Origin of the sequence: Streptomyces sp. NPDC001508 (assembly GCF_040298665.1) — a bacterium.
GTDB lineage: Bacteria > Actinomycetota > Actinomycetes > Streptomycetales > Streptomycetaceae > Streptomyces.
Map to the genome: position 1 here is coordinate 1 of NZ_JBEPAP010000010.1, position 15,230 is coordinate 15,230.

Sequence of the window (15,230 nt, forward strand, 5' to 3'; positions counted from 1 at the left end):
GCCGAGGCGCGGCGCAGCCGGCGCCGGGCCTGTGCCGAGCGGCCGTACGAGAGCGAGCCCGCCGACGACGGGGGCCGCGGACCCGAACAGGCCGCGCTGGCCGCGGCCCGGCACCGGGCGCTGCGCGACGCGGTGCGCAGACTGCCGGGCCGCTGTCCGCGGTTGCTGGAGGCGCTGTTGTCCCCGAGGGATCTCACCTATCGGGAAATCGCGGGGGAGTTGGGTATCTCACAGGGCAGTCTCGGGCCGGAACGTTCCAAATGTCTGGGATGTCTGCGGCGATTGCTGGCGGCGGAGGTTGCGGGCGGCTGAGCGCGGGGATAGGAGTGAGGAACCACAGGCCATCAGGTGAGCGGGAGGCATGCGCACATGGGCATGAGCGTAACCATCTCGGCGGCGACCGAGCGGGACGCGGAGCAGATCTTCAGGCTTCAGTACCTGTGCTTCCAGAGTGAAGCGGCGCTGTACGGCAACTACCGCATCGATCCGCTCGTCCAGAGCCTCGACTCGGTCCGCGCGGAGGTCGCGGCCGACTGCGTCGTCGTCGCCCGGCTCGGCGACGAGGTGGTCGGCTCCGTCCGCGGCACGGTCACCGAGGACGGCGCGGCCTTTATCGGCAAACTCTGTGTCCACCCGCGGATGCAGGGGCACGGCATCGGCGCCCGGCTGCTGAGCGCCGCCGAGGCCGCGCTCGCCGAGGAGCGCGGCGCCACCACCTTCCGGCTGCGCGCCGGCCACCGCAGCGAGGGCAATCTGCGGCTGTACCGGCGGGTCGGCTACCAGACGGTGGGCACCTCCAAGGGCGAGGACGGCGTCCCGATGATCGTCCTGGAGAAGGCGGCCGGGACGTACGCGGCTACGGCGTGACGCCGGCCCGGGCCCGGCGCAGCCAGTACAGCGCCGTCAGGGGCAGCAGCACGGGGATGAAGACGTACCCCATCCCGTAGTCGGACCAGACCGTCGCGTCCGGGAAGGCGGACGGTTCGACCAGCGTCCAGGTCCCGACCACCAGGACACCCGCGAGTTCGGCGGCGCAGCACACCAGCGCCGCCCTGCGGGCCCGCTCGCCGCCGCGCACCAGCGAGTACGTGATGAATCCGTAGACGACGCCGGCCACCGCCGACAACGCGTAGGCGAGCGGCGCCCGGTCGAACTCGGTCGCGATCTGGTAGACGGACCGCGACACGGCCCCGACGACCATCACGCCGTAGAACCAGACGAGCAGCATCCCGGGACCGCCGATCAGCCGGGTCTGCGGCGGCCTGCCCTCCGTGGTGGTCACCTCATCCTCCCCAGATGTCATAGAGCCGCACCTCCAGGACGGCGAGGACGACGCCGCCCGCGGCGACCGTCACCGAGCCCCACCGGGTGCGCTCGGCCAGCGACATGAAGCCCGCCGCCGGAATGCACGCGAACGCGCCCAGCAGATAGGCCACGAAGATCGTCTTCCCCTGTTCCGGGTCCCCGCCCCGGGCCAGCTGCACGATGCCGACCGCCAACTGCACGACGGCCAGCAGCGACACCACGGCCATCCCGATGAAGTGCCAGTCCTTGGTGGGCTGGTCACGACGGGCCGCCCAGCCGCACCAGGCGGCGAGCAGCAGCGCGGCGACCCCGGTCACCAGCGTCAGGGGATTGAGCATGCGGTGACCCTATTACGCCCAGGGCGCCCGGCCGCGTCCGGGCCCGGCGCCGTAGGGTCGAGGCCATGACGATCCGTGCACAGGCCCTTCTGTTCGACAACGACGGCACCCTCGTCTCCTCACTCGAATCCGTCCGGCGCTGCTGGACGCGCTTGGCACAGGAGTACGGGCTGACGGAGGCGGAGTTCGGGCGGGTGGAACTGCACGGGCGGACCGCCGCGGAGATCATCGCCGATCTGCTGCCCGCCGAGGCGGTACCCGGGGCCGTCGCCCGCATCGAGCGGCTGGAGGTGGAGGACGTGGCCCAAGGAGGCGTGCGACTGCTGCCCGGGACCCGCGACTTCCTCGACTCGCTGCCGGCGGACCGGTGGGCGGTGGTGACCTCCGCCACCCGGCGGCTCGCCGAGGCCCGGCTGGACGCCGTCGGCATCCGGCCCAAGGCGCTCATCACCGCCGACGACGTCACGCGCGGCAAGCCCGACCCCGAGCCCTATCTGCTCGCCGCCCGCCACCTGGGCGTCGACCCGGCCCGCTGCGTCGTCTTCGAGGACGCGCCGGCGGGGCTGCGGGCGGCCCGCGCCGCCGGCATGGCCACCGTGGCGTTGGCCACAACCCATCCCGCGCACGAGCTGGTCGCCGACCTGGTGGTCAAGGACCTATCCGCCCTGTCCGCGCTGGTCACCGACGGGGGAGTGGAGATCTCCGTCCGCGGCTGAACCCTGTCCGTCGCTGTCCATCATGCGGACGGCGACGATCTGTCAGCACCGTACGTCTGGTTTACTGACCGCATGACCATGACGAGCAGCCGCGCCCTTGCGACCGAGGCGACCATGACGCCCGGTGCTCGTTGTACGGGTCGAATGTGCGCCTGCTAGAGGGCCCCCGCACCGACTGAGTCCCGCGCCCCGAAGCGAGACGTCGCGGCATGTCCGTGCGCCGCCGCGCGACCCACGCGACCGACGCCGGCCCCGCACCCCGTTCCCCCGGTCACCACGCCACCGCGGAGAACCGTGCCGCGCCCGCCCGCACGCACCCGCCGGGCACACCCGCGCCCAGCCCCCGACAGTGACGGAAACCCACGTGATCACCACATCGGGCCTGACCAAGGTCTACCGCACCCGCGGCCGCGAGGTCACCGCCCTCGACGGCGTCGATCTCCACGTCCGCGAGGGCGAGGTGTACGGCGTCATCGGCCAGTCAGGCGCCGGCAAGTCCTCGCTCATCCGCTGCGTCAACCTGTTGGAGCGTCCGACGTCCGGGACGGTCACCGTCGCCGGCCAGGACCTCACCGCCCTGGCCGGGCGCGGCTCCCGCGCCGGCAAGGAACTGCGCCGGGCCCGCAGCCGGATCGGCATGGTCTTCCAGCACTTCAACCTGCTGTCCTCGCGGACGGTCAAGGACAATGTCGAGCTGCCGCTGGAGATCCTCGGCACGTCCGGAAAAGAACGATCCCGCAAGGCGCTCGAACTCCTCGACCTGGTCGGCCTCACCGACAAGGCCGGGTCCTACCCCGCCCAGCTCTCCGGCGGCCAGAAGCAGCGCGTCGGCATCGCCCGCGCACTGGCCGGCGACCCCAAGGTGCTGCTGTCCGACGAGGCCACCAGCGCCCTCGACCCGGAGACCACGCGCTCCATCCTGCACCTGCTGCGCGACCTGAACCGGCAGCTCGGCCTCACGGTCCTGCTCATCACCCACGAGATGGACGTCGTCAAGTCGATCTGCGACTCGGCCGCCCTCATGGACCGGGGCCGTATCGTCGAGTCCGGCACGGTCAGCGAGATCCTCGCGACGCCGGGCTCCGAACTGGCCGCCGCGCTCTTCCCGGTGGGCGGCGAGGCATCCGGCAGCGACCGCACCGTGCTCGACGTCACCTTCCACGGCGAGGCCGCCACCCAGCCCGTCGTCTCCCAGCTGTCGCGCACCTACAACATCGACATCTCGATCCTCGGCGCCGCCATCGACACCGTCGGCGGCCTCCAGATCGGCCGGATGCGCATCGAACTGCCCGGCCGCTACGAGGACAACGTCGTACCGATCGGCTTCCTGCGCGAACAGGGCCTGCAGATCGACATCGTCGGCCGGCCCGACGGTCCCGCCGAAGAGCCCGCGCTGGTGAAGGATGGTGCCAAGTGACCTGGACCGATTGGTCTGCGATGCAGCCGCTGCTGTCCCAGGCGTGTTGGGACACGCTCTACATGGTCGGCTGGTCCACGCTGATCGCCGTCGTCGGCGGGCTCCCGCTCGGTGTGCTGCTCGTCCTCACCGACCGCGGCGGACTGCTGCAGAACGTCGTCGCCAACAAGGTGATCGGGCAGATCGTGAACATCGCACGCTCCATGCCGTTCATCATCCTGATGGTCGCCCTGATGGGTTTCACCCGCTGGATCACCGGCACGACCATCGGCCGCGAGGCGGCCATCGTGCCGCTGGCCATCGGCGCGATCCCGTTCTTCGCGCGGCTCGTCGAGACGGCCGTCCGGGAAGTGGACGGCGGACTGGTCGAGGCCGTGCAGTCGATGGGCGGCAACACCTGGACCGTCGTGCGCAAGGTCCTCGTGCCCGAGTCCCTGCCCTCGCTCATCTCCAGCACCACCACCACGATCGTCGCCCTCATCGGCTATTCCGCCATGGCCGGCACGGTCGGCGCGGGCGGCCTCGGCGACATCGCCATCCGCTACGGCTACCAGCGCTTCGAGACCCAGCTGATGTGGATCACGGTCGGCGTCCTCGCCGTCGTCATCTCGGTCATCCAGTTCGCCGGCGACTATGCGGCCCGCGCCCTGCACCGCCGCGCCGGCCAGTCCGGGCCCGCCCCCAGGCTGCGGCTGCTCAAGGCGTCCACGGCCACCGGCAAGACCGCCTGAGCGCACGCCGCGTCCCCAGAACTCCCGCACCACCGACCGCGGGACCGCTCCACCCTTAAGGAAAGGCACTTTTCGTGCGTCACACCGCCAAGATCACCGCCGCCGCCCTCGCCACCGCAGCCCTCACCCTCGGGCTCACCGCCTGCGGCTCCGACAAGGACAACTCCACGTCCTCCGCCGACACCGGCAAACCGCTGATCGTCGCCGCGAGCCCGACCCCGCACGCCGAGATCCTCAATTACGTCAAGGACAACCTGGCGAAGAAGGCCGGACTCGACCTAGAGATCAAGGAGTTCCAGGACTACATCGTCCCGAACACCGCGACCGAGGACGGCTCGGTGGACGCCAACTATTTCCAGAACCAGCCCTACCTCGACGACTTCAACAAGAAGCGCGGCACCCACATCGTGCCCGTCGTCACGGTGCACCTGGAACCGCTCGGCCTCTACTCCCACAAGGTCAAGAGCGCCGACGCCCTCAAGAGCGGTGCGACCATCGCCGTCCCGAACGACGCCGTCAACGAGGCCCGCGCCCTGAAGCTGCTCGCCGCCAACAAGCTCATCACCCTCAAGGACGGCACCGGCAACGAGGCCACCCCGCAGGACATCGCCGACAACCCCAAGAACCTCAAGTTCAAGGAGGTCGAGGCGGCCCAGACCCCGCGCTCCCTGGACGACGTGGACGCCGCGGTCATCAACGGCAACTACGCCATCTCCGCCGATCTCAAGCCCGCCAAGGACGCCCTCGTCCTGGAGTCCGCGAAGAACAACCCGTACGGCAACTTCCTCGCCGTCAAGAAGGGCAACGAGAAGGACCCGCGGGTGCTGAAGCTCGCCAAGCTCCTCACCTCGCCCGAGGTCAAGAAGTTCATCGAGGACAAGTACCAGGGCTCCGTCATCCCGTCCTTCTGAGCCGCATCGGGGAAGCGAACCGACGCGCTGCACCTCCACCGTCGCCGCGGCGGCCAACGCCGCGGCCCTCGGCCCCGCCCTGACCGCCTGCGGCTCGGACTCCGGCTCCGCCGCGGGCGGCGGCCACGGCGACACCCTCGCCGTCAAGCGCGGCAACGAGGACGACCGGACGACCGGACGGCCCCCGGGTGCGCAAGCCGGCCAAACTCCTCGTCGCTTCCGACGTGAAGAAGTCCATCGAGCGTGAAGAAGTCCATCGAGGAGAAGCGCCAGGGCTCGGTGCTGCCGGCCGGCTCCGGCTGAGGGCGCGTAGCACGGTGTTTCGCCCCGCACGGGGTCCGCACCCGCACCCGGTGCGGACCCCGTGGTGCGACGCGCTGCTCCCATGCTGCATGCTGGGCAGTTCAGCAGCCCCTGAGGGCTCGTCCCAAGGTTACGGAGCGGCGCATGACTGGCACCTTCCCCAACATCTCCATCAGCACGGAGCGGTTGGTGCTGCGGCCCCTCGACGAGGACGACGTGCCCGCCCTTGCCGAGATGATGAACGACGAGCAGGTCGTGGCCTGGACACGTGTCCCGCAGCCGTTCACCGAGGACGCCGCCCGCACCTGGATCACCGGGTACGCGCCCACCGAGCGGGCCGCCGGCCGCGGCCTCGACCTCGCGGTCACCGAGTTCCTCACCCAGCGCCTGGTCGGTCTCGTCCAGCTGACCAAGACCAACTGGCGCATCCGGTCGACCGAACTGTCGTACATCATCGCCCCCTGGGCCCGCGGCGAGGGCTATGCCGCCGAGGCCGCGCTGGCCACCGCCCAATGGCTCTTGGGCGACCAGAAGTTCGAGCGTATCGAGCTGCGCACCGCGGCCGGCAACACCGCCTCCCAGCAGGTCGCCCAGAAGATCGGCTGCATCAGCGAGGGCGTGCTGCGCAACGCCTGCATAGCCCGGGTCCGCGCCGAGGCCGGCGCCTGGGCCGACCTGCGCACCGACCTCATCGTGTGGAGCCTCCTCCCGGAGGACCTGGAGGGCACGGGCGAGCAGTTGGCCGACACCGGCGGTTTCACCTCGTACTCCGACTGGAACTGACCCGCACGGGACCACGGTCCCCGCCCCCTCGCGCGCCCGACGGCGCCAGCGGGTACTCTCACGGAGCCCGGGTACGGGCGCCCGCTCCCTGACGATCCGCGAAAACTCTGGAGACTGACAACGATGGCCGACCGGGTCACGGTGATCGGCTGGGACGGCTCGCCGCTGACCGCGGCGGCGCGCTCCGCGCTGGGCGCCGCCACCCTCGTCGCGGGCGCGGCCCACCACCTGGCCCTGCCCGAGGTGCCGCCCACCGCCGAACGCATCCGTCTCGGCAGCGTCGCCCTGGCCGCCCGGCGCATCGCCGCGCACCGTGGCAGCGCGGTCGTGCTCGCCGACGGCGACCCCGGCTTCTTCGGAGTCGTACGGACCCTGCGCGCCCCCGAGTTCGGCCTTGAGGTGGAGGTCGTCCCCGCCGTCTCCGCGGTGGCCGCGGCCTTCGCCCGCGCCGGCATGCCCTGGGACGACGCCCAGGTGGTTGTCGCACACCGGCGCACCCTGCGACGCGCGGTGAATGTGTGCCGCGCCCACACCAAGGTCGCCGTGCTCACCTCACCCGGCGCGGGCCCCGCCGAACTCGGCCTGCTACTCGAAGGAGTGCACCGCACCTTCGTCATCTGCGAGGAACTGGGCACCGAGCGCGAGCGGGTCACCGTCGTCACCTCGGACAAGGCCGCCGACCACGCCTGGCGCGACCCCAACCTCGTGATCGTCATCGGCGGCCCGGCCGGGCCGGCCGGCCCGGCGGACAGCGGCGGCTGGATCACCGGCCGCGACCCGGGCCAGGGCCCGCGCGGCTGGGTCCAGCCCGACGAGGCGTACGGCGGCGGACTCGGCGAAGGCGAGACCGATCTGCTGCGGGCCGCCCAACTGGCCCGGCTGGGACCGCGCGTCGGCGACCTGGTGTGGGACATCGGCTGCGGCAGCGGGGCGTTCGCCACCGAGGCCGCGCGCGCCGGCGCCGCCGTCATCGCCGTCGACCGGGACCCCGCGGCGTGCGCCCGCACCGAGAACGCCGCCCGCGCCTTCGGGGTCCAGTTGCAGACCGTGCACGGTATGGCCCCGCACATCCTGGAGAACCTTCCCGAACCGGACGTCGTACGGATCGGCGGCGGCGGAGCGTCCGTGGTCTCGGCGGTCGCCGACCGCCGCCCGCAGCGCATCGTCACGCACGCCGCGACCCGGGACGCCGCCGAACTCGTCGGCCGCGACCTGACCGAACACGGATACCGGGTCGAGTGCGCCCTCCTGCAGTCCGTCGAACTCGACACCAGGGCCTGGACGGAGACGGAACGGAGCGTCGTGTTCCTGCTCACCGGAGAGCTTCCGGCGCGCTGAACGCCCCGCCGCGCGACGGCCCGGGACCCCTGTCGGCTCGCGCCCCGTGATCCTGTTGTCGTACTGCGCGCGGTAGGCTGGCCGATCGTTGTACCGCACCGGGCGGCCCGGAAATTCGTTCGTCAATGTCCGGAAAACACGCCCCTTTTGGGGCGGGTGTGGTACGGCAGAACCGGAGGACGCGCAACGTGGCGCAGTCCACAGCGGACTGTCGCGGATCACGCTGTCGCGACGGCGGAACGGCCGGGACAATGCCACCGAATGGCTTTGTCGCCTTTTCCGGGCGGTCGTTCGTGCCGCTGGGCAGGCACGCTCGTTCTTCACTGCGGGCGGTCGGTGCGCCGTTCCGGGCGAGCTGGTCGTAGGAGCACTAACCGATGGGCGAGGGGTACGCATGACGGACACCGGCCAGGTCCCGGGCGAGGGACTGCCGGAGAGCGCAGGCATGGTGGAGCAGCCGGGCGTCCCCGCACACGGCGCGTACCACTACCTCTCCGATGCCCCCGCCCAGGACGAGGACCTTCTGCTGCCGGGCGCCCAGGGCGCCTGGGGCAACGAAGTGCCCCCGCCCGCCCCGGAGCCCGTCGTCGAGGCCGTCCACGAACCCGGCCCGCACGAGACGGCCGGCCGGGACAGCGGCTCCGTCGACCTCAGCGGCGTCCGGCCGCCCGGCCCCGCCCCCGTGTCCGCCGCCGCATCCCCCATCCTGTCGGCCCCGCACGACCAGGCCGCGCCCGCGGCCCCGCGCCGGCCGCTGCACCTCGGCCCGCCGATCCCGGACGCCTCCGCCAGCCCGGTCCGCTCCCTGGCCGACCGCGGTCCCGCGGGCGCCCCGGTGCGGCACTCGGGGCCGCCGACGACCGGCCCCGAGTACCTCGACGTCCAGTCGCTGCGCGACCTGGCCCCGCAGAGCGCGGCGCCCTGGGGCGCGCCGCATGTGCCGGTGCCCCAGGCGGTCGGCCTGCCCGCGCCCGCGGAAGCGGTCGCTCCGGTCGGCTCGGCCGGACCCGGCCTCGCGCAGCACGTCGTGCCCCGGCTCGCCCCGGGCGCGGTCGTGGCGGGCGGCACCGGCATGACGGACCACGCGGCCCAGGCGGCGGTCGCGGCGACGGCGGAGCAGCCGGTGACCGGGCAGGAGCCGCACGCGGCGGCGGACGCGCACCCCGGGCACGGCCACGACGGGGTGTACGCGGTGGCCGGTACGGCGACGCCGGGCGGCCCCGAGAGCGGAAACGACCCGGAGGACGGCCCGGTGCCGGACCCGGCGCCGACCGCCGCGGCCCTCACCGGGGCGGACGGGACGCTCGGTGCGCAGACCACCCTCACGGCACCGGAGACGGCGCTCGCCGAGGGGACGCCGGCGGCCGAGGCCGCCCCGCCCCAGCAGGACCCGGCCGCCCAGGCAGCGCAGGCCGGGCCCGAGGGCGGCGCGCAGGCCCCGTTCCCCGAGGCGCCGCTCGCCGGGCAGGCCCTGTCCCCCGAGGCGCCGCTCGCCCCGCAGGCCGGGGTCGCGCCCGAGGGCGCCCCGCACACCGACCCGGCCCAGCCGGTCGCGCAGCTCCCCGAGCCCGACGGGCTCCAGCAGGCGGCCCCCGCCGCCGGGCAGCCGGGGGCCGTCCCCGTGCCGCCGGCCGAGCCCGCGCCGTTGGTGGCAGGCCCGGTGCCGGCGGCGTCCACCGCCGACGGCATCCCGACGCCTGCGGCCGGTACTCCGACGCCTGCGGCCGGCACCCCGGTACCTGCCGTTCCGCAGCACGCGGCGGCGGACCACGCCGTACCGGCCGAGGGAGCACACCCCGGGCAGAGCCCGCAGCAGACCCCACCGCAGGCCCCGACGGGGCCGACCGCCGAGGCCGGCCCGCACGGCGCTGACACCGGCGCCCCGGCGGCCCTCGCACCGGAGGACCCGGTGGCCGACGAGGGGCCCGTTCCCGCCGTCCCGGCGCACGAGGCCGACGGGCCGCAGTTCGCCCCGCACCGTCCCGAAACCGCCGAGCCACCGCAGAACGGACCCGGCCCCCAGAACGGACCCGACGCCCAGCCCGCGCCGGGCGCCGTGGCCCCGCCCGACGCCCAGGCCGCGCCCGGCATCGAACCGGCGCCCGCGCCCGCCGACGCCGCCCGGCCGGAGCCACCCACGGCGGAGGCGCCGGCCGATACCCCGGCCGCCCCCGGCAACGACGCTTACGGCCCTGAAGGTTCCGGCACCGACGCGTCCGACGGCGGCACCCCCGCCGAAGGCACGCTCACCGAAGGCACCTCCGTCGAGGGCGCTCCCGTCGAGGGCACGCCCGTCGAAGGCACCCCCGTCGAGAGCACCCCCGCCGAAGGCACGCCCAGCAACGCCGCTCCCGGCGCCGGCACGCCCGCGGAGGACGCTCCCGGCGAGCAGACGCCCCTGTCCGGCACCGTCACGGCCGTCCCGGACGGCGACCAATCCCTCGGACACTCGGACGGCGACCAGTCCATCGGACACTTCGTGCCGGTCGACGGCACGGTGCCCACGACCCCGCACCTCGCCCCCACCCCGCCCCAGCCCCTCGTCCTGCCCGCCCAGGACCAGGGCGAGCCGCAGCCCGCCCCGGCGGCCCCGCGGCAGCCCGTCGTCACGGTCCCCGGACCCCGCGAGGCCGAACCCGCGCAGGACGCCCCCGACGTCGTACAGCAGGCGGAGGACCTGCGGACCAGGGCCGCCGACCAGGAAGACGGCACGGGCGAGGAGACGCGGCGGCCCACCGGCCCGGCCGCGCCCGGCTACGAGGACGCCGAGCGCGAGGCCGTTCTCAAGGTCATGCGTGAGCGGCGCGACATCCGCAACGGCTTCCGCAGCGACCCCATCCCGCACGAGGTGCTGCTGCGGGTCCTGGAGGCCGCCCACACCGCGCCCTCCGTCGGCCACTCGCAGCCCTGGGACTTCGTCGTCATCCGGTCCCCCGAGACCCGCCACACCATGCACGAACTGGCCATGCGGCAGCGTGACGCCTACGCCAAGTCGCTGCCCAAGGGCCGGGCGAAGCAGTTCAAGGAACTGAAGATCGAGGCCATCCTCGACACCCCGGTGAACATCGTCGTCACCGCCGACCCGACCCGCGGCGGCCGGCACACCCTCGGCCGGCACACCCAGCCGCAGATGGCGCCGTACTCCTCCGCGCTCGCCGTGGAGAACCTGTGGCTCGCCGCACGGGCCGAGGGGCTGGGCGTCGGCTGGGTCAGCTTCTTCGACGAGCGGGAGATGGTCCGCGCCCTCGGCCTGCCCGAGCACCTGGAGGTCGTCGCCTACCTGTGCGTCGGATACGTCGACGAGTTCCCGGACGAGCCCGAGCTGACGCAGTCCGGCTGGTCCAAGCGCCGCCCGCTGTCCTGGGTCGTGCACGAGGAGACCTACGGCCGTCGCGCGCTGCCCGGCGAGGACCCGCACGACCTGCTCGCGGAGACCGTCGCCGGCATCCGGCCGCTGGACGCCAAGGCGCTCGGCGAGGCATGGGAGCGGCAGAAGCGCATGACCAAGCCCGCGGGCGCGCTCGGCATGCTGGAGATCATCTCGGCCCAGCTGTCCGGCCTGTCCCGGCAGTGCCCCCCGCCGATCCCGGAGCCCGCCGCCGTCGCCGTGTTCGCCGGTGACCATGGCGTGCACGCCCAGGGCGTCACTCCGTGGCCGCAGGAGGTCACCGCCCAGATGGTGGCCAACTTCCTCGGCGGGGGAGCGGTCTGCAACGCGTTCGCGGCCCAGGTGGGCGCCGAGGTCTGCGTGATCGACGTGGGTGTCGCCACCGACCTGCCGGCCACCCCCGGTCTGCTGCCCCGCAAGGTACGGGCCGGGACGTCCGACATGACCACCGGCCCGGCGATGAGCCGCGAGGAGGTCAAGCAGGCCATCGAGGTCGGCATCGAGACCGCCCGCGACCTGGTCGCGGCGGGCAACAAGGCGCTGCTCACCGGCGAGATGGGAATCGCCAACACCACGGCGTCCGCCGCCCTGATCGCCGTGTTCACCGGCGTCGACCCCGCCGAGGTGACCGGCCGCGGCACCGGCATCAACGACGAGACCCTGGCCCGTAAGACCGAGGTCGTCCGGCGCGCCCTGGAACTGCACCAGCCCGACCCGGCCGACCCGATCGGCGTCCTCGCCGCGGTCGGCGGCCTGGAGCACGCCGCCATGGTCGGCCTGCTCCTCGGCGGCGCCTCGCTGCGTACGCCGGTGATCCTGGACGGGGTCAGCGCGGGCGCCGCCGCCCTGGTGGCCCGCGCCATCGCCCCGGAGGTGCTGGCGGCCTGCATCGCGGGCCACCGCAGCGCCGAGCCCGGCCATGTGGCCGCCCTGAACAAGCTGGGCCTGCGCCCCCTGGTCGACCTCGATCTGCGGCTCGGTGAGGGCACGGGGGCGCTGCTCGCCCTGCCGCTGGTGCAGAGCACGGCACGGGCGATGCACGAGGTGGCGACGTTCGATTCGGCCGGAGTGACCGAGAAGTAGGCACGGGCCGGGACAGCCGCAAGACAGGCACCGCCGACCGCGGTGGTCCGGGGTTCAGCTGCCGGACCACCTGCGCGGCCTGCCCCGCCCGCGTCCTAAAATCCGCACGTCAGGGTCGCTCCGGAGCCGTAGCGTGCCCACCGCACCGCCCGCACGAGGAGCGCCCCTCATGGCCGAACACCCCGCCTATCCCGTAGGACTCCGTCTCTTCGGCCGTCGCGTGGTCGCCCTCGGCGGCGGCCAGGTGGCCCAGCGCCGGCTGCCGGCGCTCGTCGCGGCGGGCGCTGACGTCCTCCTCGTGGCGCCCGAGGCGACCCCTTCCGTCGAGGCGATGGCGGACGCCGGGGCGATCACCTGGGTGCGGCGCCGGTACCAGGAGGGTGACCTCGCGGACGCCTGGTACGCCCTCATCGCCACCAGCGACCCGGCGGCCAACACCGCCGCCTCCGCCGAGGCGGAGCGGCACCGCGTCTGGTGCGTCCGTTCCGACGACGCGGACGCCGCCACCGCCTGGACCCCGGCCACCGGCCACAGCGCGGGCGTCACGGTCGCGGTCCTCACCACCGACGCCCGCGGGCGCGACCCCCGGCACACCGCCGCCATCCGCGACGCGGTGGTCGAGGGCCTGCGCGACGGCACGCTGGTCGCCCGGCACCACCGCACCCGCGTCCCGGGCGTCGCCCTGGTCGGCGGCGGACCCGGTGACCCCGACCTGATCACCGTGCGCGGGCGCCGGCTGCTCGCCGAGGCCGACGTGGTCATCGCCGACCGTCTCGGGCCGCGCGACCTGCTCGCCGAACTCCCGCCGCACGTCGAGGTGATCGACGCGGCGAAGATCCCCTACGGCCGCGCCATGGCCCAGGAGGCCATCAACGACGCCCTGATCCAGCACGCCCGGCAGGGCAGGTCGGTGGTCCGCCTCAAGGGCGGCGACCCGTTCGTCTTCGGCCGCGGCATGGAGGAGGTCCAGGCGCTCGCCGAGGCCGGCATCCCCTGCACGGTCGTCCCCGGCATCTCCAGCTCGATCTCGGTGCCGGGCGCGGCCGGCATCCCGGTCACCCACCGGGGCGTCGCCCATGAGTTCACCGTGGTCAGCGGCCATGTCGCCCCGGACGACCAGCGCTCCCTGGTCGACTGGCCGGCGCTGGCGAGGCTCACCGGCACGCTCGTGGTCCTCATGGGCGTCGACAAGATCGGGCAGATCGCCGAGACGCTCATCGCCCACGGCAGGTCCCCGGACACCCCGGTGGCCCTGGTCCAGGAGGGCACGACGGCCGCCCAGCGCCGGGTCGACGCGACGCTCGCCACCGTCGCCGAGACCGTTCGCGCCGAGGATGTGAGGCCGCCGGCGGTCATCGTCATCGGCGAGGTCGTCGCCGTCGGCCCGCGCCCCGCCTCCGAGCCCGCCGGGGGAGCCCGGCGGCCGCACCTCCCGAGTAACCGCGGGTAACAGAACGCTTCCCGAGCCGTTGGCACCGCACCCAGGACAAGGCAGTATCACTCTGTGGCCGATCTCATCACCGTCGAGGACCCCGCCGACCCCCGCCTGAGCGACTACACGGGCCTGACCGACGTCGAACTGCGCCGCAAGCGCGAACCGGCCGAGGGACTGTTCATCGCCGAGGGCGAGAAGGTCATCAGACGGGCCAAGGAGGCGGGCTACGAGATGCGCTCGATGCTGCTCTCGGCCAAGTGGATCGACGTCATGCGCGACGTGATCGACGAACTGCCCGCCCCGGTCTACGCGGTCAGCCCCGAACTCGCCGAGCAGGTCACCGGCTATCACGTGCACCGCGGCGCCCTCGCCTCCATGCAGCGCAAGCCGCTGCCCACCGCGGTCGAACTCCTGCGCTCCGCGCGCCGGGTGGTGGTCATGGAGTCCGTCAACGACCACACCAACATCGGTGCGATCTTCCGCTCGGCCGCCGCCCTCGGCATGGACGCGGTCCTGCTCTCCCCGGACTGCGCCGATCCGCTCTACCGCCGCAGCGTCAAGGTCTCCATGGGCGCGGTGTTCTCCGTGCCGTACGCCCGCCTCGACACCTGGCCCAAGGGCCTGGAGTCGGTCCGCGAGGCGGGCTTCACGCTGCTGGCGCTCACCCCCGACGAGAAGGCCGAGCCCCTGGACGAGGCCGCCCCGCACCGGATGGAGCGGGTGGCCCTGATGCTCGGCGCCGAGGGCGACGGACTGTCCACCCAGGCCCTGGTCGCCGCCGACGCATGGGTCCGCATCCCGATGTCGCACGGCGTCGACTCGCTGAACGTGGGCGCGGCGGCGGCGGTCGCCTTCTACGCGGTCGCCACCGGCCGCCCCCGCGACTAGCTAGGCCCCGTCGCCCCGACCTGCACGATGACGGCACGAAACCCGGCCCCCGGGTGAACGATGTGGGCGCGGCGTGGGTACGACGACCGGGATGCGGCGTGGGTACGACGACCGGGGTGTGGCGTGGGTACGACGACCGGCGTGCGACGGTGTGGCGGCCGGGGCGGGACCGGGGTGTGGCGTGGGTACGACGACCGGGGTGCGGCCTGGGAATGACGACCGGCGTGCGACGGTACGACGACCGGCGTGCGACGGTGTGACGGCCGGGGCGGGACCGGGGTGTGGCGTGGGTACGACGACCGGCGTGCGACGGTGCGACGGCCGGGGCGGGACCGGGGTGCGGTGTGGGTACGACGACCGGGGTGCGGCCTGGGAATGACGACCGGCGTGCGACGGTGCGACGACCGGCGTGCGACGACATGCCCTGAAGGCTCCCGGGTCACGGTGTGCGGGGAAACCCGGGGCACGGCCCACTGGTCCCGGGGCTATTCCGGAACTACGGCCCACTGGTCCCGGGGCTATTCCGGAACTACGGCCCACTGGTCCCGGGGCTATTCCGGAACTACGGCCCACTGGTCCCGGGGCTATTCCGGA

13 protein-coding genes are annotated in these 15,230 nt (G+C 73.6%); 11 read left to right on the plus strand and 2 right to left on the minus strand.

The window, feature by feature from the left end; genetic code table 11:
* Positions 1-312, plus strand: a 312-nt coding sequence (locus tag ABT245_RS12080) for an RNA polymerase sigma factor (RefSeq protein WP_502982113.1), incomplete at its 5' end; no start/stop codon positions are given.
* A 57-nt stretch (positions 313-369) separates the two neighbouring features.
* Complete coding sequence (locus tag ABT245_RS12085) at positions 370-867, plus strand: GNAT family N-acetyltransferase (RefSeq protein ID WP_351732127.1); 498 nt, start codon at positions 370-372, stop codon at positions 865-867.
* On the opposite strand, the gene ABT245_RS12090 is transcribed toward ABT245_RS12085, so the two are convergent.
* Positions 857-1,303 (minus strand): hypothetical protein, encoded by a 447-nt coding sequence (locus ABT245_RS12090; protein ID WP_351732129.1) that lies wholly within the window; start codon positions 1,301-1,303, stop codon positions 857-859. The two genes, ABT245_RS12085 and ABT245_RS12090, sit on opposite strands and share 11 nt — an antisense overlap.
* Positions 1,284-1,643 (minus strand): hypothetical protein, encoded by a 360-nt coding sequence (locus ABT245_RS12095; RefSeq protein WP_351732131.1) that lies wholly within the window; start codon positions 1,641-1,643, stop codon positions 1,284-1,286. The genes ABT245_RS12090 and ABT245_RS12095 overlap by 20 nt, the downstream gene beginning before the upstream one ends.
* A 65-nt stretch (positions 1,644-1,708) precedes the next feature.
* On the opposite strand from ABT245_RS12095, the gene ABT245_RS12100 reads away from it, so the two are divergent.
* The 9 genes from ABT245_RS12100 to ABT245_RS12140 all read left to right on the plus strand — a co-directional run bounded on the left by ABT245_RS12100 (position 1,709) and on the right by ABT245_RS12140 (position 14,636).
* Positions 1,709-2,359 (plus strand): HAD-IA family hydrolase, encoded by a 651-nt coding sequence (locus tag ABT245_RS12100; protein ID WP_351732134.1) that lies wholly within the window; start codon positions 1,709-1,711, stop codon positions 2,357-2,359.
* A gap of 364 nt (positions 2,360-2,723) precedes the next feature.
* Complete coding sequence (locus tag ABT245_RS12105) at positions 2,724-3,776, plus strand: methionine ABC transporter ATP-binding protein (protein WP_351732136.1); 1,053 nt, start codon at positions 2,724-2,726, stop codon at positions 3,774-3,776.
* Between the two features lie 20 nt (positions 3,777-3,796).
* The gene (locus ABT245_RS12110) at positions 3,797-4,507 is read left to right on the plus strand and encodes a methionine ABC transporter permease (RefSeq protein WP_351732513.1); all 711 of its coding nucleotides are present in this window, start codon (positions 3,797-3,799) and stop codon (positions 4,505-4,507) included.
* Between the two features lie 74 nt (positions 4,508-4,581).
* Positions 4,582-5,418, plus strand: coding sequence for a MetQ/NlpA family ABC transporter substrate-binding protein (locus tag ABT245_RS12115; protein WP_351732138.1), 837 nt, complete (start codon positions 4,582-4,584; stop codon positions 5,416-5,418).
* A gap of 447 nt (positions 5,419-5,865) precedes the next feature.
* Positions 5,866-6,504, plus strand: coding sequence for a GNAT family N-acetyltransferase (locus tag ABT245_RS12120; protein WP_351732141.1), 639 nt, complete (start codon positions 5,866-5,868; stop codon positions 6,502-6,504).
* Between the two features lie 123 nt (positions 6,505-6,627).
* Positions 6,628-7,842 carry a precorrin-6y C5,15-methyltransferase (decarboxylating) subunit CbiE gene (gene cbiE, locus ABT245_RS12125; RefSeq protein ID WP_351732143.1) on the plus strand — a complete coding sequence of 405 codons (1,215 nt, stop codon included), beginning with the start codon at positions 6,628-6,630 and terminating at the stop codon, positions 7,840-7,842.
* Between the two features lie 394 nt (positions 7,843-8,236).
* Complete coding sequence (gene cobT, locus ABT245_RS12130; RefSeq protein ID WP_351732146.1) at positions 8,237-12,313, plus strand: nicotinate-nucleotide--dimethylbenzimidazole phosphoribosyltransferase; 4,077 nt, start codon at positions 8,237-8,239, stop codon at positions 12,311-12,313.
* 169 nt (positions 12,314-12,482) lie between these two features.
* Entirely contained in the window at positions 12,483-13,763 is a 1,281-nt protein-coding gene (cobA, locus tag ABT245_RS12135; protein WP_351732149.1) for a uroporphyrinogen-III C-methyltransferase, read from the plus strand.
* A 54-nt stretch (positions 13,764-13,817) separates the two neighbouring features.
* Positions 13,818-14,636, plus strand: a complete 819-nt coding sequence (locus tag ABT245_RS12140; protein ID WP_351732152.1) for a TrmH family RNA methyltransferase — start codon at positions 13,818-13,820, stop codon at positions 14,634-14,636.
* Positions 14,637-15,230 lie beyond the last annotated feature (594 nt).